Genomic DNA, 20,992 nt, shown 5'->3' with positions numbered 1-20,992 from the left:
GCTCCGTGCCCGCGCTGCGTGCAGGCCCCGTCTCCGTGCGGGTGCACCCGCGAGCGCTCGGGGTCTCGATCGTCCTGCTCGTCCTGGTGGCTGCGGCCGCGACGATCCACGTGGCCGTAGGGGGCACTCCCATCCCCTTTGCGCAGGTCGTGGCCACGCTCGCCGGCCGGCCCCCGGACGCCGCCGTGCAGCTGGCGGTGATCGAGTTCCGCGCCCCGCGCACGGTGGCCGCCGTGCTCGTGGGCGCGTGCCTGGCCGCGGCGGGTGCCGTCACGCAGACGGTCGCCCGCAACCCGCTGGCCAGCCCCGACATCCTCGGCGTGACCTCCGGCGCGTCGGCGGGCGCGGTCGCCGTCCTGATCCTCGGCCAGGGCGGGGCCGCAGGGCTCAGCGGTGCGGCCGCGACCGTGGGCATGCCCGCCGCGGCCTTCGCCGCCGGCACGGCCAGCGGTGTGGCCGTGTACCTGCTGGCCTACCGGAACGGGCTCGACAGCTACCGGCTGATCCTGGTGGGGCTCGGGATCTCCGGGTTCACCACGGCACTGACCACCTGGATGCTCACCCTGGGGGACGTCACCAGCGCCGCCCAGGCCCTGACCTGGATGACGGGATCGCTCAACGGCAAGGACTGGACCCTGGTGCGTCCCCTGTCCGTCGTCGCGGCCGTCCTGGTCGCGGCGGCCGTCCTGGCCGGACGGTGGCTGCTCCTGTCCGCGCTGCACGAGGACACCGCCGTGGGCCTGGGTCTGTCGCTGGGGCGGCTGCGGGTGGCGGCCCTGAGCCTGGCCGTGCTGCTGGCCTCGATCGCCACCGTGATCGGCGGTCCGCTGGTCTTCGTGGCGCTGGCCTCGCCGCAGATCGCCCGGCTGCTCGTGCGCGCCCCGGTGCCGCCCGTGGCCGTCTCGGCCCTGGTCGGGGTGCTGTTCGTGCTGGTCGCCGACACCGCGGCCGCCCACCTGCTGGCCGTGCCCCTGCCGGTGGGGGTCGCCACCGCCGTGCTGGGCGCCCCGTACCTCATCCACCTCGTCCTGCGATCCCAACGGAGGGCCACATGAACCCCCTGCCCGCCCCGCGGCTCGAGGCCCGGGACCTGACGCTGGGCTACGACGGGCGGCCTGTCGTCGAGCACCTGTCCCTGGCCGTCCCCGACGGCCGCGTCACCACGGTCATCGGCCCCAACGGGTGCGGCAAGTCCACGCTGCTGCGCGGCCTGGCACGTCTGTTGCGCCCTCTCGGCGGCACCGTGACCCTCGACGGCGAACCGCTCGCCCGGCAGTCCACCCGCCGGATCGCCCAACGGCTGGCCGTTCTGCCCCAGGGGCCCACGGCGCCGGAGGGGCTCACTGTGGCCGACCTCGTCTCCCGGGGGCGCCACCCGCGGCAGCGCTGGTACCAGCAGTTCTCGCACGCCGACGAGGACGCCGTGCGCCGGGCGCTGGAGGCCACCGGCATCGCCGAGCTCGCGGACACCCCGGTCGACGAGCTCTCCGGGGGGCAGCGCCAGCGCGCGTGGATCTCGATGACGCTCGTGCAGGACACCGGCATCGTGCTGCTGGACGAACCGACCACGTACCTGGACCTGGCCCACCAGGTGGAGATCCTCGAGCTCGTCCACGGGCTCAACCAGGACCTGGGCCGGACCGTGGTCATGGTGCTGCACGACATCTCCCTGGCCGCCCGCTTCTCCGACCACATCGTGGCCATGAACGCCGGTCGCGTCGTCGCCCAGGGGACACCGGCAGAGGTCGTCACGGCGGACCTGCTCGCCGAGGTGTTCGGCCTGCGGGCGCACATCGTGCCCGAGCCGGTCAGCGGCCGGCCGCACGTCATTCCCCTGGGCCGGGTCGTCACGACCTGACCGCCTCGTCCGGCCCCCGGCTCCGGCGTTCCCGCCGACGGGGAGTCCTGGTCCGCCCACTCACGCCGCAACGGTGGCCGGGTCCGGGGGCGCGGCGGCGTAGCGTAGAGCGTCCGGGCGCCACCGCCCCGTCGCCGTCCCACCGCCCCGCTAGGAGACATCACCCGTGGAACCCCTGCTGCTGGAGCCCCTCACCCGCTTCCTGACCGTGGAGCACGCCGCGGACCTCACCGGCCTGGCCGCGCGCATCCCGGGCTCGGGCTTCCTCTGCTTCTACCCCAACGACGAGGAGTACACGGGCTTCGCCGACGGCACGGGCCGGCTGTGGCTGCGCGGCGACGACGCCACTCCCGCCCGGGAGCTGCTGGAGGTGCTGGAGCCGCCGTTCCGGATCGCCTACCCGGTGGCCCCGGCCGTCACCGGCGACGAGGAGGCGATCGTCTCCGCCGGGGTGCTGCAGACCCCCGAGGAGGTGGAGGCCTACCGCGCCCGGTTCGCCGACGTCGAGGGGGACACGGACCTCGACCACCAGGCCCACGCCGTGGACGCGGTCGGCCAGCACTGGACCCTGATGGCCGGCGCCGAGCCCGGCGAGGTGCTGGCCCTGTGCTTCGGGCGGGACGAGGCCGGCGTGCCGTTCTCCGAGCAGACCGCCTTCACCGCGGAGGCCCTCCCCCTGCCGGTCACCGTGGTGGAGCTGGACTGAGCGCAGCCCGGCCGCGGGCCCACGGCCGGGGTCACGCGCGGCGCCGGGTCTCCCGGACGGCCAGGAGACCGCCGACCAGGAACACCACGGTGGCGCCCAGGACGACCAGCAGGGGAACGGTCCAGCCGGCGGTGACGGAGTTCAGCGCCCCGACGAGGGGCGGGCCGACGGTCGCGGCGAGGTAGCCGCTGCCCTGGATGCGGGCGGAGGTGGCCGCGGCCTCGGCGTCGGAGCGCACGATGCGCGCCACGAGCGAGAAGATCACCGTGAAGCCCCCGCCCTGGGCGATGCCGCCGAGGACGGACCAGCCGAGGTATCCCCCGGGCGCGGCCAGCAGTCCGATGGGCAGCGCGATCCACAGCGCTCCCACGACCGCCACCGGGGTCCATGCGGGGGTGCGGGCCGCCAGCACGGGGATCCCCAGGGCGCCGGCGATGGCGGCGACCTGGAACAGGGAGGCCCCGGCGCCGGAGGCGGCCAGGCTCAGCCCGCGGGTGTCGGCCAGCAGGGTGGGCAGCCAGGCGGTGATCGAGTAGTAGGAGAAGGCCTGCCCGCAGAAGGCGAAGGTCAGCCACCAGCCGATCCGCCGGACCTGGCCCGTGCTGCGGACCGCGCCCGAGGCCCCGGTGGTGGGCGGCGGTTCGGCGGGGGACGCCGGGGACGCCGGTGCGCTCCGGGCGCGGCGGCGGGCCACGACCAGCCAGAAGACCAGGGCCGCCAGGGCCAGGGCGCCCCAGGTGACCAGCGCCCAGCGCCAGCCGACCGCCGCCGCCAGCGGAGCGGTGCCCAGCGCGGTGATCATCGACCCGACGTTGAGGGAAGCGGTGTAGGCGGCGGTCACCGTGGGGATCCGCCGCCAGGAGACGTCGCGGCGGATGATCACCGGGATCACGATGTTGCCCACGGCGATCGCGGCGCCGATGACCACGGTGCCCGCCAGGACCACGGCGGTGGGGCCGGCGGAGCGGATCAGGGTCCCGGCCAGCACCCCGGTCAGGCAGGCCAGGACCGCGGCCTCCGGGCCGAAGCGCCCGATCAGCTTCGAGGCCAGCGGGGTGACCACGGCGAAGAGCAGCACGGGCAGCCCGGTGAGCAGCCCCGCGGTCGCCGCCGAGAGCCCGAGCTCGGACTGGATCTGGGTGATGACCGGGGTCGGGGCGATGATCGGCCCGCGCAGGCTCAGCGCGACGAGCACGATGCCGGCGACCACCCACGGCAGGGCGCGCGGCGTCACGGTGCGGGAGGTCATCTCAGCGGCCCCGGACGGGGTGCGGCTGCGGGGACCGGCCGGCGGTGCGGTGCCCGGCGGTCTCCGGGCACGACTCGGACGGGGTGCTCATGGCGGCTCCTGGGCAGGACGGGGCGTGGCGCGCGTGCGCGGACGCGCTTCCGGTGGCTTCCTGCCTGCGGTGCAGGTGCCACGGCCAGCCTGCCAGATCCCGGTCGGGTGGATGCTCCGGGCCGGGCACGAACGACGTATATCGTCCAAGGAAGATCTACAAAAATAGCTACTGGGTAGTATGTCAAGTGCGCTACGATATGTGACATGTCTGAAATCAGTCGGTTGTTGGACCTCGAATCCATCTGTCTGGACGAACCGGCTGAGGACTGGCGCACCGCCATCGCCCTGGCCGGTCAGGTGCTCGAGCGGCAGGGAGCCATCAGCGCCGAGTACACCCAGGCCATGATCACGAGCGTCGAGGAGAAGGGCCCCTACATCGTGGTGGCGCCCGGCTTCGCGTTCGCCCACGCCCGCCCCTCGGACGCCGTGCACCGCACCGCGATGTCCTGGGTCCGGCTCGCCCGGCCGGTCGAGTTCGGGCACGCCTCGAACGACCCCGTGAGCCTCGTCGTCGCCCTCTCCGCGAAGGACCAGAAGGCCCACCTGCAGGCCATGCGCTCCCTGGCCACGCTGCTGGGCTCGCCGGAGAAGCGGGCCGCCCTGGACACCGCCGCGACGCCCGAGGAGGTGCTCGCCGTGCTGACTCAGGAGGCCCCGGCGGCGCCCGCCCGGAACCCGGCGTCGGAGGCGCCCGCCCAGGACCCGGGGGCGGAGGCCCCCGACGCCGAACCGGCGGGGGAGCGGGGCGGGAGCGGCCCGGACAGCCGCAACAAGATCCTGACGGTGTGCGGCAACGGCCTCGGCACCAGCCTGTTCCTGAAGAACACGCTGGAGCAGGTGCTCGACCACTGGGGCTGGGGCAAGTACCTCACGGTCGAGGCCACCGACACCATCTCCGCGCGCGGGAAGGCCAAGGAGTCCGACCTGATCCTCACCTCCGGGGAGATCGCCCGCACCCTCGGGGACGTCGGCGTCCCCGTGAAGGTCATCGAGAACTTCACCAGCACCAACGAGCTCGACGCCGCCCTGCGCGAGCTCTACGACGTCTGAAGGCAGGCACCCCGTGAACTGGCTCGTCAGCATTCCCGAGTTCCTGGTCAGCGAGATCCTCGCCGTCCCGGCGTTCCTGATCGGCATCATCACCGCCGTGGGCCTGGCCGCCCTGCGCAAGAGCACCGGCCAGATCATCGGCGGCGCCATCAAGGCGACGCTGGGCTTCCTGCTGATCGGCGCCGGGGCCACCCTCGTGGTCGCCTCCCTGGAGCCGCTGGGCGCCATGATCCTGGGCGCCACCGGCGCCCAGGGCGTGATCCCCACCAACGAGGCCATCGCCGGGATCGCCCAGGCCGAGTACGGGGCCCAGGTCGCCTGGCTGATGATCCTCGGCTTCGCCGTCAGCCTGGTGCTCGCCCGCTTCACCCCGCTGCGCTACGTCTTCCTCACCGGCCACCACGTCCTGTTCATGGCCACGATGCTGACCATCATCCTGGCCACCGCCGGCTACGACGCCTGGGTGACCGTCTCGCTGGGCGCCCTGCTGCTGGGCATCCTGATGGTCTCGCTCCCGGCGCTCGCCCACCCGTGGACCCGCCGGATCACCGGTGACGACAGCGTGGCCATCGGCCACTTCGGGACCGCCGGGTACATCGCCGCCGGCGCCGTCGGGCAGGTGGTGGGCAAGAGGAGCCGCTCCACCGAGGACACCAAGCTGCCGGAGGGCCTGCGCTTCCTGCGCGACTCGATGGTGGCCACCGCCCTGTCCATGGCGCTGATGTACGTGGTCCTCGCCGTGCTGTTCCTGGTCCGGGCCGGCAGCGAGGAGGCATTCACCGCCTTCGAGGGCGGGGCCACCGGCGTGGGCAACTACATCATGATGTCGATCACCCAGGGCCTGCAGTTCGGCGTGGCCGTGGCCGTCATCCTCTTCGGCGTGCGCACCATCCTCGGTGAGCTCGTCCCGGCCTTCCAGGGCATCGCCGCCAAGGTCGTCCCCGGCGCCATCCCGGCGCTGGACGCGCCCATCGTCTTCCCCTACGCGCAGAACGCCGTGCTGCTGGGCTTCATCTCGAGTTTCGTGGGCGGTCTGATCGGGCTCCTCGTGCTGTCCGTGTGGCTCAACCCGGCCCTCGGCATCGCGCTGATCCTGCCCGGCCTGGTGCCGCACTTCTTCACCGGCGGCGCGGCCGGCGTCTACGGCAACGCCACCGGCGGGCGCCGCGGCGCCCTCGCCGGCGGCTTCGTCAACGGTCTGATCATCACGTTCCTGCCCGCGTTCCTGCTCTCGGTGCTGGGCACCTTCGGCTCCGAGAACACCACCTTCGGGGACGCCGACTTCGGCTGGTTCGGCATCGCGGTGGGCTCCGCCGCCAAGATCGGCTCCGTCGGCGGCATCGTGGTCATCGCGCTCATCGGCTTCGGCCTGCTCGCGCTGGCCGTACTCGTGCAGCGCAAGGTGGTCGACGCCCACTGGGACCCGTCCCCCGGCCGCGCCTGGCCCGGGAACGCGGACGGCGAGGAGACCGCGGCGGCCCAGGCCGCGAGCCCGTCCCGGGTGTTCCCCAAGATCGCCCCGCCGAAGGGCGCGCCCGCTCCGCCCCCGCCGCCCAGCTGACACCGCCGTCCGGCTGACACCGCTGCCCGCCCGCGCGCCGATCCGGGCGGCCACGAGCCGGTCCTGACGACAACGAGTCGGTCGCGCGGTTCGGGTGCCCCGGCCCCGGGTGCCGGGGACGGCACGCCGGTGACGGCGGGGTCAGGAATTCTTGCCCCGCGCGGCCACGGTCCAGCGCTCCAGCAGCGTCCCACCCCGCACCACGGCCACGTCGTCGACGAGGTTCATGGTCAGGCACACGTGGTTGGGGACCACCCGCAGGCGCTCGCCGAGGGCCGGCAGGGAGGCGTCCTCCGGCCAGACGACCGTGGCGTGGTGCTCGGACAGGGCCGTGATCCGGGCGTCCGGGTGGTCCCTGAGCCGCCCGTACCCGGTGGCCCAGGTCGGCCGGTCGCTGCCGAGGACCTTGCTGCCGGCGTCCAGCACGACCCGCCGCGGCACGTCGTTGCCGCCCTCGTGCCGGCTGACCACGGTCGCGGCCACGGTCAGGGCGATGTCCTCGGGCGCGCACCGGCCGAGCTCCCACTGCTGGGCGTCACCGAGGGCGTAGACGCCCGGGCGCACCTCCGTGGCGGTGGCGGCGTCGGTCAGCAGCGCGCTGGGCGTGGACCCGCCGCTGCGGCGCAGCACCGTGAAGCCCGCGGCCTCCAGCACCGCGGAGGCCCGCGCCAGGGCCTGCTGCTCCTGGGCGGCGGCCTCGACCGGCATCCCCGGGGCGTAGCTGTGGCCCGGGAAGGTGAAGACCCCCTCCACGCGCAGCCCGGCCCGGTCCGCGGCCCGGGCCACGTCCGCGGCGGCGTCCGGATGGACCCCGCTGCGGTGGTGGCCGCTGTCGATCTCCACGAGCACGGCGACGTCCCCCGCCGCGTCCCCCAGCCGCTCGCCCATGGCGGCGGCGGCCTCCGCCGAGTCCGTCCCGACGGCGATCCGGGCCGTGGCGCTCAGCCGGCGCAGGCGCTCGGCCTGCCGCGGACCCACCCACAGCGGATACGCGATGAACAGGTCCCCGGCGCCGTGCGCGGCGAAGACCTCGGCCTCCCCGAGCGTGGCCACGGTCAGCCCCACCGCGCCCGCGGCGAGCTGCAGCGCGGCGATCTCCGGGACCTTGTGCGTCTTGGCGTGCGGGCGCAGCCGCAGCCCCCGTTCGCGCACGGCGGCGGCCATCCGCGCGATGTTGCGCTCGAGCACGTCCCGGTCGATCAGGACGTCCGGGGTGTCGACGTCGGCGGGGATGCGGGGCATGGGACTCCTCGGGCCGGGGGTGCGCTCTGCGAAGGCTTCGATCGGTGCAGCCTGCGCCCATGCTACGGTCCGGGCGCCCCGCCCGGACCCCGGTCAGGCCGGCAGCCGGCCGAGCCCGGGCACCAGCAGCAGGAGCGTGGGCAGGATGACCAGGGCGGTGGCCGCCGCGACCACGGCCGCCCTCCGCCCGGCCGGCAGGGGTGCCAGCCCCAGGCGCAGGACGCGGTCCCGGGCCTCCTCGCCGAGGCTCCGCCCCTCACCGAGGGCGGCCGGCCGTCCCGGTGCGGCCGGTCCCGCGGGGTGGAAGGCCAGACCCGGTCCGCCGGCACCGACCAGGGCGATCGCCCGCGCCAGCACGCCGTCGTCCACGCGGCGCCGGGCGTGGTCGTCGGCGAGCATCTCCACGAGCAGCCCGACCTCGCGCTGGGCGCGGCGGGCGATGGGGAACCATGGCAGCGACGCCTTCCAGGCGCGGAAGAGCACCAGCACGATGTCGTGGCGCTGGTCCGCGTGGGCCCGCTCGTGCTCGACGACGGCGGCGAGCTCGTCCTCCTCCAGCAGCGACACCAGTCCCACCGAGAGCACGGTCAGCGTGGTGAACGCCCCGGGGAGGCAGTATGCCACCGGGGCCGGGTCGTCGAGCAGCCGGGTCCCGGGGGCGTCGGGCAGGGGCGTGCTGAGCAGCAGGACCAGCTGGGCGTGGCGGCGGCGCTCGCGCTCGGCCCGCACCACGGTGACGAGCAGGTTCAGCAGCAGGTGCCCGCCGAGCAACAGCGCCCCCGCGAGCGCGAGCACCTGCAGCGGCCCGAAGGCCCGCCCGAGGTCGTCCCCCCGGAACTGTGCGGAGAAGCTGATCCCGCTGCTCACCAGGTCCGGCCCGAACGGGGCCAGCCCGAACGTGACGAGGGCCCCGAGCATCGACAGCCCGCCGGCCAGGGCCACGGCCTGCCACAGCACCAGGGCCGTGGCGGGGGCGCGGGCCGGCCACCGCGCCCGCGCCAGCAGCACGGGGACCGGCCAGGCCAGGGCGACGGCGAGCGCCGCGAGCGCCAGCGAGGTGCCGACCATGCGCTCAGGCGCCGCCGAGCAGCCGGCGGAGGGTCTGGGCCTCCTCGGCGCTGACGCCGCCCACGAAGCGGGCGAGGAGGGCGGCGCGGTCGTCCGCGGCGCCGAGCACCTCGTGCATGAGCCCGGCCATGTGCTCGTCGCGCGAGGCCACGGCCCGGTAGCGGTGCGGACGGGCCGTGCGGTCCCGCTGGACGAAGCCCTTGCGCTCGAGCCGGGAGAGGACGGTCAGCACCGTGGTGGCGGCCCGGGGGCGGTCGGCCTCGCCGTTCTCGGGCAGGCGGTCCTGCAGGTCGTAGGCGGACAGGGGTTCGTCCGCGTGCCAGAGCAGCTCCATGAGGGAGCGCTCGAGCTCGCCGAGGGGAGCGGAGCGCCAGGTGTCGTTTCGTGCCACCGCCCGATTGTAGCCCGGACGGAGGGGTGTTCTACAGTGTGTAGAACTACTTCTACGTCCCGTAGAAGACGTGTGCAGGACGCACCGCCGCAGAAGGCGCGGAAGAACCGGGAGAAGCCGCCCATGGATCCGTTGGAGATCGCCCGCTGGCAGTTCGGGATCACCACCGTCTACCACTTCGTGATGGTCCCGCTCACCCTGGGGCTCGGGCTGCTCGTGGCGCTCATGCAGACGCTGTGGGTGCGCACCGGCAACGAGCGCTGGCTGCGGATGACGAAGTTCTGGGGCAAGCTCTACCTGATCAACTTCATCATGGGCGTGGCCACCGGCCTGGTGCAGGAGTTCCAGTTCGGCATGGCCTGGAGCGAGTACTCCCGCTTCGTGGGCGACGTCTTCGGCGCCCCGCTGGCGATGGAGGGCCTGCTCGCGTTCTTCTTCGAGTCCACCTTCCTGGGCCTGTGGATCTTCGGCTGGGACCGGCTGCCGAAGAAGCTGCACCTCGCCTCCCTGTGGACGGCCGTGCTCGGCTCCGTGGTCTCGGCGTACTTCATCATCGTGGCCAACTCCTGGATGCAGCACCCGGTGGGGGTCGAGCTGGTCGATGGCCGCCCGGTGATGAACGACGTGTGGGCGGTGCTGACCAACAACACGGCCCTGGTCGCCTACGCGCACACGCTGGCGGGCGCGGTGGCCGTGGGCGCCGCGTTCCTCGTGGGCATCGCCTGGTACCACCTGTGGCAGCGCCGCCGGGACGGCATCGACACCGTGGACGAGCGTGGCCGCGTCGTCGTGGGGGAGCGCCCCGACGTCCCCGGCCGGGACCGCACCGATCACGGGGTGTGGCTGTCCAGCCTGCGCATCGGGGCGGTCGTGGCCGTGCTGGGCTTCGGGGCCGTCGCCGCGAGCGGTGACATCCAGGGCAAGCTGATGTTCGAGCAGCAGCCGCTGAAGATGGCCGCGGCCGAGGCCGCCTGCCACGACGGCACGGGCTTCTCGGTCCTGTCGGTGGGGCCCCTCGGCGGCCAGGACTGCGACCAGGTGGTCGACGTCATCGAGATCCCCGGCCTCCTCTCCTTCCTGGCCCACGGCGACTTCGACACCGAGGTCAAGGGCGTCAACACCCTGATCCCGGAGTACGAGGCCGCCTACGGCACCCACCTGCCGGACGACCCCATGTACGGCGAGCGCGCCGGGCAGGAGATCGACTACCTGCCGCTGATGGAGGTGACCTACTGGGGCTTCCGCATGATGATCGGCTTCGGGATGCTGGCCGCCGCCTTCGCGGCCCTCACGCTGTGGATCGCCCGGAAGGGCACCGTCCCGGCCTCCAAGCCGCTGATGTGGGCGGCCGTGGCCTCCATCCTGGCGCCCTTCGGGGCCAACATCGCCGGGTGGGTGTTCACGGAGATGGGCCGCCAGCCCTTCGTGGTGGCGCCCAACCCGAACCCGAGCGGTGTGGACGGGGTGTTCATGTACACCGCCGCGGCCGTCTCCCCGGGCATCAGCGGGCAGGAGGTGATCTTCTCGCTGAGCGTGCTGGGGCTGATCTACGCCGCGCTGCTCGTGGTGGAGGTCATGCTCCTGGTCCGGTACGTGCGGGGCGGAGTCGCCGCCGCGATGCCGGACCTGGCGCACGGGCCCGGCCACGGGGATGACCACGGGGATGACCACGGCGGTGACCGGGGCGGTGCCTCCGGGACGGACGACGACGTGCTCGCCTTCGCCTACTGATGCCCGCCGTCCGCGCCCGACGACCGCACGCCCGCACCGCGCAGAAAGCTCGCTGACATGGACTTGCTCCCCACTCTCTGGTTCATCGCCATCGCCGTGCTCTGGGGCGGGTTCCTGCTCCTCGACGGCTTCGACCTCGGCGTGGGCATGCTCATGCTCACCAGCACCCGGGACGAGCGCGAGCGCCGCCAGATGCTCAACACGATCGGCCCGGTCTGGGACGGCAACGAGGTGTGGCTGATCACCGCGGCGGCCGGTCTCTTCGCGGCCTTCCCGCTCTGGTACGCCGCCCTGTTCTCCGCGCTCTACGTCCCCCTGGTCTTCGTGCTGGTGGGACTGATCTTCCGGGCGGTCTCGATCGAGTACCGCGGCAAGGGCCACAGCGACCGGTGGCGGCGGTGGGCCGACCGGGGCCTCGGGACGGGCTCGTTCCTGGCCGCCTTCGGCCTCGGGGCCGCCCTGGCCCTGACCACCACGGGCCTGCCGCTCAACGCCAACGGCGACCGCGTGGGCGGGGCCTTCGCCTGGTTCACCCCCTACGCGCTGCTCGGCGGGCTCGCCGTGGTGGGCTTCTGCCTCGTGCACGCCGCGGCCTTCCTGGGGCTGAAGACCGAGGGACCGGTGCGGCTGCGCGCCCGCGGCCTGCTGGTGCGCTGGGGCCCGGTCGGGCTGCTCCCGTTCGCCGGCTGGGTGGTCGCGGTGCAGCTGCGCAGCGGCACGGCCTGGACCTGGCTGCTCGTGGGAGGCGCCGTGGTGGCGGGCCTCGCCGGCTGGGCCGGCGCCCGGCTCGGCCACGAGGGGCGGGCCTTCGCCGGCTCCGCCGCCGTGCTCGCCCTGGGCCTCGGGTCGATCTTCACCAACGTCTTCCCGGTGGTGCTGCCCTCCACGCTGGACCCGGCCTGGGACCTGACGGTCGGCAACGCCTCCAACAGCGACTACACGCTGGGGGTGCTGACGGTCGTGGCCGCCCTGGGCCTGCCCCTCGTGCTGCTCTACCAGGGGTGGAGCTACTGGGTGTTCCGCCGCCGCCTGACCACCGACCACCTGCCCGCCGCCCACACCGTGCGGGCCGCGGTGGCCCCGCTCGCGGCCGCGGTGCCCGGCGGCGCCCAGGGCGCGGCCGACCCCGGAGGGTCCGGACCCTCCGGGGGCTCCGCCACCCGGGGCTCCGCCGGCGATGACTCCTTCCGCGGGGGCCCCTCCTCCGGAGGGGACGACCGGCCGGCATGAGACGACCTCCCCTGGGCCCGGGCGGCTCCTCGGCCGTGCTCGTGCTCGGCGTCCTGGCCGCGCTGAAGGCGCTGGCCCTCGTCCTGCTGGCCGAGGCCGTCGCCCGCGGCGTCGTGGGGGTGCTCGCGGCGGACCCGGAGGCCTGGCAGGGAGCCATCGTGCTCGGGGCCGGTGCCGGGGTGCTGCGGGCGGTGACCACCTGGGCGGCCCAGTACGTGGCCGCCCGCGCCGCGGGGGACGCCAAGCGCGGACTGCGCCGGGAGCTCGCCCGCCGCGTGCTGGCGGGCGGGGGCCACGACGTCGGGGCCACCACGGTGGTCGGCACGGTGGGCCTCGACGCCCTGGACGACTACTACGCGCGCGTGCTGCCCTCGGTGGTCACCGCCGCCACCGTGCCGCTGCTGGTGGGGGTGCGCATCCTCTCCGCCGACTGGGTGAGCGCCCTGATCGTGGTGCTGACCGTGCCCCTGGTGCCCCTGTTCATGGCCCTGGTCGGCCTGCACACCCAGGACCGGGTCGAGGAGTCCTCGGCCGCGCTGCAGCGACTGTCCCACCACCTCGTGGAGCTGGCCCGCGGACTGCCCGTGCTCGTGGGCCTCGGCCGGGTCCACGAGCAGGCCCAGGCCCTGCGCGAGGTCTCCGAGCGGCACCGGGAGACCACCATGGTCACCCTGCGCACCGCCTTCCTCTCCTCGCTCGTGCTCGAGCTGATCTCGACGCTCTCCGTCGCCGTGGTCGCCGTCTTCGTCGGCGTCCGTCTCGTGCACGGGGACCTCGACCTCACCACCGGGCTCGTCGCGCTCCTGCTCGCCCCCGAGTGCTTCGCGCCCTTCCGGGACCTGGGCGCGGCCTTCCACGCCTCCCAGGACGGCCGGGCCGCCCTGCGCCGCTCCGACGAGATCGTCGGGGAGCCGGTGCCCGCCGACATCCGCCGGGCGGGCCTCGGACCGGCCGCGCCCGCCCCCGGGTCGGCCGTGCCCGCCCCGGACCCCGCCGGGCCGCCGCCGCTCCGGATCCGCGGACTGGCCGTGCACTTCCCCGGCCGCACCGTGCCCGCGCTGTCCGGGATCGACGTGGAGCTGCCCGGCGGGTCGGTGCTCAGTGTGGAGGGCCCCAGCGGCAGCGGGAAGTCCACCCTGCTCGGCGTGCTCGCCGGGACCGTCCCGGCGGCGGCCGGCAGTGTCGAGGGCGTGGACCCGGCCGTCGTCGCGTGGGTCCCGCAGCACGTGCACACCGTGGCGGAGACGGTCCTCGACGAGGTGCTGCTCTACGCCGGCTCCGGCTCCGACGCCGCCCCGGGCGCTGCCGGCTCCCGCTCCGGGGCAGCCTCGGTCGCCGCCCCCGACGTCGACGCCGGCGCGGGCCGGGGCGCAGGCTCCGGCGCCGAGGCGGAGGCCGCCGCCCGGGACGCGCTCGCCCGGGTGGGGCTCGCCCGCCTGGCCGGCGCCCACCCGGACCGGCTCAGCCCCGGCGAGCTGCGCCGGCTGGGCCTGGCCCGCGGCCTCGCCCGGGTGGACGCCGGGGCCCGGCTGCTGCTGCTGGACGAGCCGACCGCCCACCTGGACCCCGCCAACGCGCGCCGCGTCGAGGCCCTGGTCGAGGCCCTGCGGGGCCGGGTCACCGTGGTCCTGGCCTCCCACGAGACCGAGGTGACCGCGCTCGCGGACCAGCAGCTCCTGCTCGGCGCCGCGGCCGCTCCCCGCACCGAGGGCGCCCCCGAGGCGTCGTCGGGCACGGGGGCCGACACCCCGCCCGAGGACCCTGCCCCGGAGGGGACCGCCGTGGACCCGGCGCAGCCCGCGGCCGCGCGCGGGGCCCTGCGGGAGCTCGCGGCGTTCCTGGCGCCCGCCCCGTGGCGGACCGCCGGCGCGGTGGCCCTGGGCACCGCCGCGGCCCTGTTCGCCGCCGGGCTCACCACGCTCTCCGGCTGGCTCATCGTGCGGGCCAGCGAGCAGCCCAGCATCATGTACCTCATGGTCGCCGTCGTCGGCGTGCGCTTCTTCGGCATCGGCCGGGCGGTGCTGCGCTACGCCGAGCGGCTGCTCGGCCACGACGCCGTCCTGGTCTCCACCACCGAGCTGCGGGCACGGACCTGGGCCGGCCTGGCCGTGCGCGGCGTGGCCTCCCGCAGCCTGGCGACCGGCGGCGCGGCCCTGGACCACCTCGTGGCCACCGCGGACCGGGTGCGGGACCTCGTGCCCCGGGTGGTGCTGCCCCCGCTGGTCGGGGCCGGGACCGCGGCCGGCGCCGCCGCCACGGTCGGGATCCTGCACCCGGACGCCCTGCCCGCCCTCGCGGTCGCGCTCGCCGGCGGCCTCCTCGCCGGGCCGGCCGTGGCCCTGCTGGCCGACCGCTCCGCCGCCCGCGGCGCCACCGTGGTGCGCTCCGGGGTGCTCCGCCGCTTCGCCGCGATGGTCGCCGCCGCCGACGAGCTGCGGGCCAACGGGCGCTCTGCGGCGGTGCTCGCCCGGCTCGAGGACCTCGAGGCGGACGCCGAGCGGGCCGCCCGCCGGAGCGCCTGGGCACTGGGGCTCGGCAGCGGCACGGCCGTGCTGGCCTGCTCCGTCTCATCGGTGCTGGTGCTCGCCGCCACCGCGGACGCGGCGGCCGACGGCACGCTGGCGGCGCCCGTGGTCGCGGCCCTGGTGCTGCTGCCGCTGGGCCTGCTGGAGCCCATGCTCGGGGTGGTCGACGCGGCGCAGCAGTGGCCCGCGCTCTCGGCCTCGCTGCGCAAGCTCCGGCCGGTCACCGGGGCCGCGCGCGGGGCGGCCGGCATCCCGGCGGAGGCCGGGGCCGAGCCGCTGCCCGTCCACCGCCTCGACCTGCGCGGGCTCGCCGTGACGTGGCCGGGGGCGCCGGCCCCGGCATTCCGCGGGCTCGAGGCGTCCGTGCGGCGCGGACAGTGGCTCGTGGTGGAGGGACCCTCCGGTGCGGGGAAGTCCACCCTGCTCGCCGCGCTGCTCGGCCACCTCCCGGCGGCCGAGGGACGGTGGGAGGTGGACGGCGTGGACAGCCGGGCACTCGACCCCGGACGGCTGCGCCGCAGCATCGCCTGGTGCCCGCAGGAGGCCCACCTGTTCGACTCCACGATCCGCGGCAACCTGCTGCTCGCCCGCGGCCGGGAGGACCGGCCCTCCGACGCCGAGATCCGCGCGGCCCTGCAGCGGGTGGGCCTAGGCCCCTTCCTGGCGGAGCTGCCCGAGGGCCTCGCGACCCGCGTCGGCCCCGGCGGGGCCCACCTGTCCGGAGGGCAGCGCCAGCGCGTGGCCGTGGCCCGCGCCCTGCTCACCCGCGCCGACGTGGTCCTGCTCGACGAACCGACCGCCCACCTGGACGCCCCCGCCTCGCGGTTTCTCCTGGCCGACCTGCGGCAGGGGCTCGCCGACCGCGTCGTCGTCCTGGTCACGCACCACCTCGACGACGGGGCCGCCGGCACGGACGCCCGGCTGCGGCTGCCGGGCCACGGGGCGGACGCCCGGCCGGTGTCGCGACGCGGGCCAGGACCGGACGACCCCGGGGAGACCCGGCTGCGCTCCGACCGGCGGGCCGTGCACCCGGTGGGGTCCCGTCCCTGAGAGCCGGCCCCGCTTCGGAGCGCACCACCGCCGAGATGCGGACCGTGCCGGACGGCGCCCGGGGAACTCGGCGCCGGCTAGCGGCCCCGGAGGATCACGTTCCAGTAGTCCCGGGGGAGGACCTCGAGGTCGACGAACCAGGAGAGGCGGTTCGGGGCCAGCAGCGGCAGGCCGGGAATGCTGGGCGCCAGGTCGTTGTCCCGGTCGAACTCGGCCAGCACGGCACGGCCCCGCTGCACCGTCACGGGCGTCACGGTGTACCCGTCGTAGGAGGCCGTGGGCTCCCGGCCGGCGCGGGCGGCCAGGAGGTTCTCCGCGAGGATCTTCGTCTGGTGGCGCAGCGCCCCGCCGGACGAGGTGGTCTCCAGCGCCGCCGCGTCCCCGCAGGCCCACACGGTGGGCACCCGGCGGTGGCGCAGGGTCTGCGCCTCCACGTCCGCGTAGCCGGCCCAGGCGGTGCCCGGGCCCGGAGCGACCCCCAGTCCCGCGTCGGCGATCCAGGCCGGGGCCCGGTGGACGGGGCTGTGGTGCAGCAGGTCGTAGGGCAGGTCCCGGGGCGTCCCGTCCACCGTGACCCGCAGCCGACGGGAGCCGGCGTCGATCGACTGCACGTGGGCGTTCGTCAGGACCGTGATGCCGTAGCGCCGGACCCAGGGCTGCAGCACCCGGTCCACGTCCGGCTGGCCGAACACGGTGGCGGTGGGGGTCAGCAGGGTCACCTCGATGTCCTGCAGGACACCCTGACGCTGCCAGTAGTCGCAGGCCAGGTAGAGGATCTTCTGCCCGATCTGCGGAGTGGGTGCCGGACCGTCCGGGATGGTGAACACCGCCCGGCCACGGCGCAGCCCGCGGATCAGCTCCCAGGTCCTGGGGGCCAGCTCCACGGTGTAGTTGCTCGAGGCGTACGGGCCGGCCATGGCCTCGGCGCTGCCGGGGACACGGCCCCAGTCCGGGGTGGAGCCCGCGCAGATCACGACGTCCCGGTAGCCGATGCGCGCCCCGGAGGACAGCGTGGCCGTCCGTGCCGCCGGATCCAGTGCCTGGACACGGTCCCGGATCCACCGCACGCCGCGGGGCATCACGCGGTGCTGGGGCCGGGACATCTGCTGCACGGACTTCAGTCCGGCGCCCACGTAGGAGAGCATTGGCCGGTAGTGGTGCGTGGACTTCGGCTCCACGACCGCGATGTCCGTGATGCCCTTCCGGCGCAGTCGAGCGGCCAGGGAGATCCCGGCATTGCCCCCGCCGATCACGAGGACGTCAGTGGCGTGGTCCGGGGATGTGCTGGTCATCGTGACTCCGTGGGACGAGGAAAGCTCCACGGCCCCGGCCGGGGTCGCCCGACCATTCGACCACGAACCGCTGGACCCGAGTCCGGTCGACAGGTGCCGGTCGGTGGGCTACCGACGGGAGTCCACGTCACGGAACGCGCCGGTCGGAGCATCTGACGGACGTGGCTGTGCCGGCGTCTGCCGCGGGAAGGACTTCGGGCGGCGTGGCGTCTTCTAGACGATGGGTTGCGAGATGCATCGGTTGCGAGACAATGACTGTGTTTTCGACAGTGGACGGACTGGTTCGGCCGTACCTGCCCTAGTGCAGCCCCGCCAGATGTCTCCGATCCCTGGCGGCGTGCGGGGCTGGGTGGCGGGGTTCATCGCCCGATTCCGAGGAAGGAGCGTCGGGCGGTTGTGCGGTACCAGTCCAGGGTGTGGGCGATGCCCTGGGTGTAGGGCGTGACCTGGCCGGGGCCGAAGGTCGTGGTGTAGGCGCTGGCGTCGACGGCGTGCGGTTGACGGAACTGGTAGAGCATCTCCGCGCCCTCCCGGGCCACCGGCCACACCAGCCCGAGGGCACGTGCCGAGCGCTGTCCCAGGCGCAGAATCCTGATCGGTCGGTGCACCTGGGTCGAGAGCAGGTCCAGGAACGTCTGTGCGGTGATGGGTTCCGGGGTGGGCAGGTGCCATGCCCGGCCCAGGGCCGCCTCGTGTTCGCCGAGCTCGGCCAGACCGTGGGCGAAGTCCTCGATGAACATCGGGGCCAGGGGCTGGTCCAGGTCTCCGACCCACAACGCCGGGCCGTGGGTGAGGGCGGGGCCGAAGAGGTTGCGGCCCAGCAGGGATTCCACGGCCGGGCCGTACAGTTCCGGGGCGCGGCCGATGACGGTGGCGACCTGTCCGCTGCTGTGGGCGGCGAGCACCCGCTCGGCCAGCCAGGCGCGCAGGACTCCCTTGTCGCTCACGGGCCGGTGGGGCAGGTCCTCGGTCATGGGCCCGGTGACCCGGCCGTACATCCAGGTGTCGTCGGCGAACACCATCGACGCGCCGGCGGCCCGTGCGCCGGCGAGCACCCCGTCCACCGCCGCCGGGAAGCTGTCCCGCCACTGGGTGAACGGGACGTTCACGGTGTTGTAGACCACCCCGGCACCCCGGCACACCTCCCGCATCCGCTCGGCGTCCCTGGCATCCCCGGCCGCCACCTCCACACCGGGCGGGGCGTTGAGGCGTCCGCTGCGGTTGATCGCTCGCACCCGGCGTCCCCGGCGGAGCAGTTCGCGCACCACAGCGCTGCCGGTTCCGCCACTGGCACCGACCACCACGTGGATCCTGTCCGCACTGCTCATCGTCGTCACCTCTCGCTCCTCGACTTCCCCGGCCACCGGCCGTGAACTGCTGGCCACGGGTGGCTGGGGTGCCGCTGCTCGAGCTCGCCACTACCGTGCCCTTTGGCGGGTGGTCACTGCATCCCTGGCCTCGCCAAATGTCAGCGACATGACGTTGCCGGTGCGATCCAGGAGGCGATCATCGCCCTGGCCAGCCGACTGACCGACGTGCTCTTCGCGATGCTGCGCGAGGGCACCTCCTACCAAGACCCACCGACCCTCAGATCCCGTCACCGATGGCCCTGGCCGCTGGACCAAGATCATAGAGGCACCCCGGGCGGCTTCACTCACAAAGTGCGAGACCTGCTCGGAGTCCTGAGATGACTCCTCAGCCGGTAGCTGGGTGGTGAGACGTCGTGACGGGAGCGGATTCGCCTGCCGTAGCCACGGTGTCATGGCCGGGTGTGGCAGGGGCGGGGTGGCCCCCCGGCCACCCCGCCCCTTGCTGCTTCGTCGCGGACTCATCATCTGGCGCACACCCGTGGATCCCCCCGGAACCACGGGCGCGGCCGGTCGACGCACGAAGCTGGAGGATGGTCTGATGCAGATCACCTGTCCCCCTGATAAGCCACGATGCTCGCTCACGCTCCGTCCGGCAATTCCGGGGATGTGGCGGTGTTCACAACATGACACATCAATGTGCTGTTGCGAATCGAGGTGTCCGGGCGAAAGAGGACGGTGCGAGATGGGTCGATCTGTGCGCAGGATCAACCACGGATATGTGTGGTCTCGTCCTCGAGATCATCGAGCACCCACTCCGAAAGCTGTCCGGCCGGCACGAGGAACGTGCCCTCTCGCAGCAGCTGCGCCTCCCGGACCGAGAAGGGCTCCTCAGCGGCCTCGGTGTCGTGGACGGCTAGTGCGGCTGCGTAACCGGCGGCCAGCTCGGTGGCCCACCCTTGATAGCCGACGTAGCAGGGGTGGTCGGGATCGGGGCTACACGCCTCCAGCCACCGTGCCGGCTCCAGGGGAGTCGACATGGCGGGCATCAGGTGCTGGTGCAGGTCCCAGGTGACCTCGGCCCAGCGGCCCGCGGGGGTGACCACCATGGGGTAGTAGGTGGCGACCCACCGGGTGGGAGAGACGGAGTGCAGCTCGACGGCCAGAGCCCCAGATGCAGAGGTGTTCATGCCTATTTCCTGTTCGCAGATGACGGATCGTCTGGCGGTGGCGGCCTGAGGCGTGGTCGCATCGCCGGGTCTGGGGGGCCCGATGGTGATGGACCAGAGTAGGCACTAGGTCGATAACTATGGAAGCAGGCTGAGTAATGTGACAGTTGCCCGTCTTCTAAGCCAAGGGTTATGAGGCGGTTTGGTTGCGAGACAGATTGGTGGCCGGCGCTGGGGCATCCCCAAGGTGCCCCGTCCACCTATCGGCGTAGCTTGCGCGACCACGCTGATCGGCATGGTGAGGGCGGGCCATGCCCGTGACGAGGTGCATCCGCGAGGTCACTTCATGGCGGGCACATCGTGATCGCAGTCGAGGTCCACGCCGCCCGTTCGGTGGAGGTGGGGCGCCCAAGATGGCGGACCACGGCCGGCCGCGCACTTCGGGCGCCCATGGTGGGTCCAGCGACTTCGTCGGTGCCACGGGGGCGCTCATCTCACACCATGTGGTTACGTTTGGGTAACAAGGGTGTCGTGTCGCCGGCGACTGCCATGAGTGCACATAGACTTTCGTCTAATTAATGACATGTCACCTATGCCGGGTTCTGGTCGGCTCCGTGACCAGCTCCCTCGGAAGGTTTCCCATGAATAAGCGGACTGCTGTTGTGGCCCTCGATGCCGGGGCGCTGATGCTGCTGGTGTCGGTGTTCGGGCTGGTCCTGTCGATGTCCGCCGATCAGGCCGCAGGCCCGACCCTCATGACTGGCATAACGGGGGGAATCGTGCTGATGGTATGGGGAGTGTTCAACACCTTCACCATGCAGGAGGATCCCGGGGGCCGGTTGGATGAGGCGTTGGAGCGGATTCGCCAGGTACGACCCTCCTGACACGTGCCCGTATCGCGGGCTGCGCTTCACGAGCATCCTGGCAGTGTCGCCGGGGTGCTCTGTGGTTAGGCGAGCAGGGCCAGGGCCTCGGTGATCCTGTTGCGCAGGGTTCGTGCTTGGTCGGGGGTGAAGGCGTCGTGGCCGATGTGCAGGAGAGGTCCGTCGGGGTGGGCGTAGGTGCCGTCGGCGGTGGTGATGATCTCCCAGGAATCCAGCAGGACCACGGGAGCCGGCCCTGCGATGGACCACGCGGGGAGTTCCCGGTAGTGGGTGAGCGTCTGGGAATCGGTGACTTCCTGGTGGGTGGCCCAGCAAGGGCGGGGGATGAGAGCTGCGTACTCGCTCATGGGTAGTGCCTTTCATCGGGGGGACCTCCATGATCGCGGATGCAAATCCTGTGGTCTGTTATATGACGGCACTCCAGCATCTTGAAGGGGGTGGCCGGATTGGTGTCGTGCCGGAACTGGGCACCGGACCTGGGCGAGGCGGGCGTTGCTGGTGCCCTGCGCGTCGTGGGTCAAGCCCCCTGGAGTGGTGTAGCGATCCTTCGTAGGGGAATTAGGCGGTGAGGGCGGTCAGGGAGTCG

General features: G+C 73.7%; 17 protein-coding genes. 9 read left to right on the top strand and 8 right to left on the bottom strand.

The genetic code is table 11. From position 1 onward, the window contains the following. Nucleotides 1-5: 5 nt before the first annotated feature. The 3 genes from QYM41_RS14975 to QYM41_RS14965 all read left to right on the top strand — a co-directional run bounded on the left by QYM41_RS14975 (nucleotide 6) and on the right by QYM41_RS14965 (nucleotide 2,564). Nucleotides 6-1,055 carry a FecCD family ABC transporter permease gene (locus tag QYM41_RS14975; RefSeq protein WP_368800589.1) on the top strand — a complete coding sequence of 350 codons (1,050 nt, stop codon included), beginning with the start codon at nucleotides 6-8 and terminating at the stop codon, nucleotides 1,053-1,055. Next, nucleotides 1,052-1,858, top strand: a complete 807-nt coding sequence (locus tag QYM41_RS14970; protein ID WP_368800588.1) for an ABC transporter ATP-binding protein — start codon at nucleotides 1,052-1,054, stop codon at nucleotides 1,856-1,858. Before QYM41_RS14975 ends, QYM41_RS14970 begins: the two co-directional genes overlap by 4 nt. Before the next feature lie 166 nt (nucleotides 1,859-2,024). Then, nucleotides 2,025-2,564, top strand: a complete 540-nt coding sequence (locus QYM41_RS14965) for a hypothetical protein (RefSeq protein ID WP_368800587.1) — start codon at nucleotides 2,025-2,027, stop codon at nucleotides 2,562-2,564. Between the two features lie 31 nt (nucleotides 2,565-2,595). On the opposite strand, the gene QYM41_RS14960 is transcribed toward QYM41_RS14965, so the two are convergent. Next, entirely contained in the window at nucleotides 2,596-3,813 is a 1,218-nt protein-coding gene (locus QYM41_RS14960) for an MFS transporter (protein ID WP_368800586.1), read from the bottom strand. A 297-nt stretch (nucleotides 3,814-4,110) separates the two neighbouring features. On the opposite strand from QYM41_RS14960, the gene QYM41_RS14955 reads away from it, so the two are divergent. Both QYM41_RS14955 and ulaA read left to right on the top strand, forming a co-directional pair. After that, a complete protein-coding gene (locus QYM41_RS14955) occupies nucleotides 4,111-4,956 on the top strand; it encodes a PTS sugar transporter subunit IIA (protein WP_368800585.1) in 846 nt (281 codons plus the stop codon). A gap of 13 nt (nucleotides 4,957-4,969) precedes the next feature. Beyond that, nucleotides 4,970-6,517: a PTS ascorbate transporter subunit IIC gene (gene ulaA, locus QYM41_RS14950; RefSeq protein ID WP_368800584.1), complete on the top strand. Its 1,548-nt coding sequence runs from the start codon at nucleotides 4,970-4,972 to the stop codon at nucleotides 6,515-6,517. 141 nt (nucleotides 6,518-6,658) lie between these two features. Here ulaA and QYM41_RS14945 read toward each other — a convergent pair whose 3' ends face one another. The 3 genes from QYM41_RS14945 to QYM41_RS14935 form a co-directional block, all read right to left on the bottom strand. Next, complete coding sequence (locus QYM41_RS14945) at nucleotides 6,659-7,759, bottom strand: alanine racemase (RefSeq protein ID WP_368800583.1); 1,101 nt, start codon at nucleotides 7,757-7,759, stop codon at nucleotides 6,659-6,661. A 93-nt stretch (nucleotides 7,760-7,852) separates the two neighbouring features. Continuing rightward, entirely contained in the window at nucleotides 7,853-8,827 is a 975-nt protein-coding gene (locus tag QYM41_RS14940; RefSeq protein WP_368800582.1) for a M56 family metallopeptidase, read from the bottom strand. 4 nt (nucleotides 8,828-8,831) lie between these two features. Then, a complete protein-coding gene (locus tag QYM41_RS14935; protein WP_368800581.1) occupies nucleotides 8,832-9,218 on the bottom strand; it encodes a BlaI/MecI/CopY family transcriptional regulator in 387 nt (128 codons plus the stop codon). 123 nt (nucleotides 9,219-9,341) lie between these two features. On the opposite strand from QYM41_RS14935, the gene QYM41_RS14930 reads away from it, so the two are divergent. Genes QYM41_RS14930 through cydD form a run of 3 tightly spaced genes read left to right on the top strand, consistent with a single transcriptional unit; the run spans nucleotide 9,342 to nucleotide 15,754 of the window. Beyond that, nucleotides 9,342-10,949: a cytochrome ubiquinol oxidase subunit I gene (locus tag QYM41_RS14930; RefSeq protein WP_368800580.1), complete on the top strand. Its 1,608-nt coding sequence runs from the start codon at nucleotides 9,342-9,344 to the stop codon at nucleotides 10,947-10,949. 57 nt (nucleotides 10,950-11,006) lie between these two features. Continuing rightward, complete coding sequence (cydB, locus tag QYM41_RS14925) at nucleotides 11,007-12,179, top strand: cytochrome d ubiquinol oxidase subunit II (protein WP_368800579.1); 1,173 nt, start codon at nucleotides 11,007-11,009, stop codon at nucleotides 12,177-12,179. Then, complete coding sequence (gene cydD / locus QYM41_RS14920; protein ID WP_368800578.1) at nucleotides 12,176-15,754, top strand: thiol reductant ABC exporter subunit CydD; 3,579 nt, start codon at nucleotides 12,176-12,178, stop codon at nucleotides 15,752-15,754. The genes cydB and cydD overlap by 4 nt, the downstream gene beginning before the upstream one ends. A 77-nt stretch (nucleotides 15,755-15,831) precedes the next feature. On the opposite strand, the gene QYM41_RS14915 is transcribed toward cydD, so the two are convergent. The 3 genes from QYM41_RS14915 to QYM41_RS14905 all read right to left on the bottom strand — a co-directional run bounded on the left by QYM41_RS14915 (nucleotide 15,832) and on the right by QYM41_RS14905 (nucleotide 19,543). Continuing rightward, on the bottom strand, nucleotides 15,832-17,046 hold the full coding sequence (locus QYM41_RS14915) for an NAD(P)/FAD-dependent oxidoreductase (protein WP_368800571.1): 1,215 nt from the start codon (nucleotides 17,044-17,046) through the stop codon (nucleotides 15,832-15,834). A 359-nt stretch (nucleotides 17,047-17,405) separates the two neighbouring features. Then, nucleotides 17,406-18,374, bottom strand: coding sequence for an NAD-dependent epimerase/dehydratase family protein (locus QYM41_RS14910; RefSeq protein ID WP_368800570.1), 969 nt, complete (start codon nucleotides 18,372-18,374; stop codon nucleotides 17,406-17,408). 746 nt (nucleotides 18,375-19,120) lie between these two features. Next, the gene (locus tag QYM41_RS14905; RefSeq protein WP_368800569.1) at nucleotides 19,121-19,543 is read right to left on the bottom strand and encodes a hypothetical protein; all 423 of its coding nucleotides are present in this window, start codon (nucleotides 19,541-19,543) and stop codon (nucleotides 19,121-19,123) included. A 593-nt stretch (nucleotides 19,544-20,136) separates the two neighbouring features. Between QYM41_RS14905 and QYM41_RS14900 the strand changes: the two genes are divergently transcribed. Continuing rightward, a complete protein-coding gene (locus tag QYM41_RS14900) occupies nucleotides 20,137-20,406 on the top strand; it encodes a hypothetical protein (RefSeq protein ID WP_368800568.1) in 270 nt (89 codons plus the stop codon). A gap of 65 nt (nucleotides 20,407-20,471) precedes the next feature. Here the strand turns inward: QYM41_RS14900 and QYM41_RS14895 are convergent, their stop codons facing one another. Beyond that, nucleotides 20,472-20,753, bottom strand: a complete 282-nt coding sequence (locus tag QYM41_RS14895; protein WP_368800567.1) for a hypothetical protein — start codon at nucleotides 20,751-20,753, stop codon at nucleotides 20,472-20,474. Nucleotides 20,754-20,992 lie beyond the last annotated feature (239 nt).

This window comes from Kocuria oxytropis (genome assembly GCF_040981195.1).
GTDB classification, from domain to species: Bacteria; Actinomycetota; Actinomycetes; order Actinomycetales; family Micrococcaceae; genus Kocuria; species Kocuria oxytropis.
This window is presented reverse-complemented; position numbering and strand designations above follow the sequence as displayed.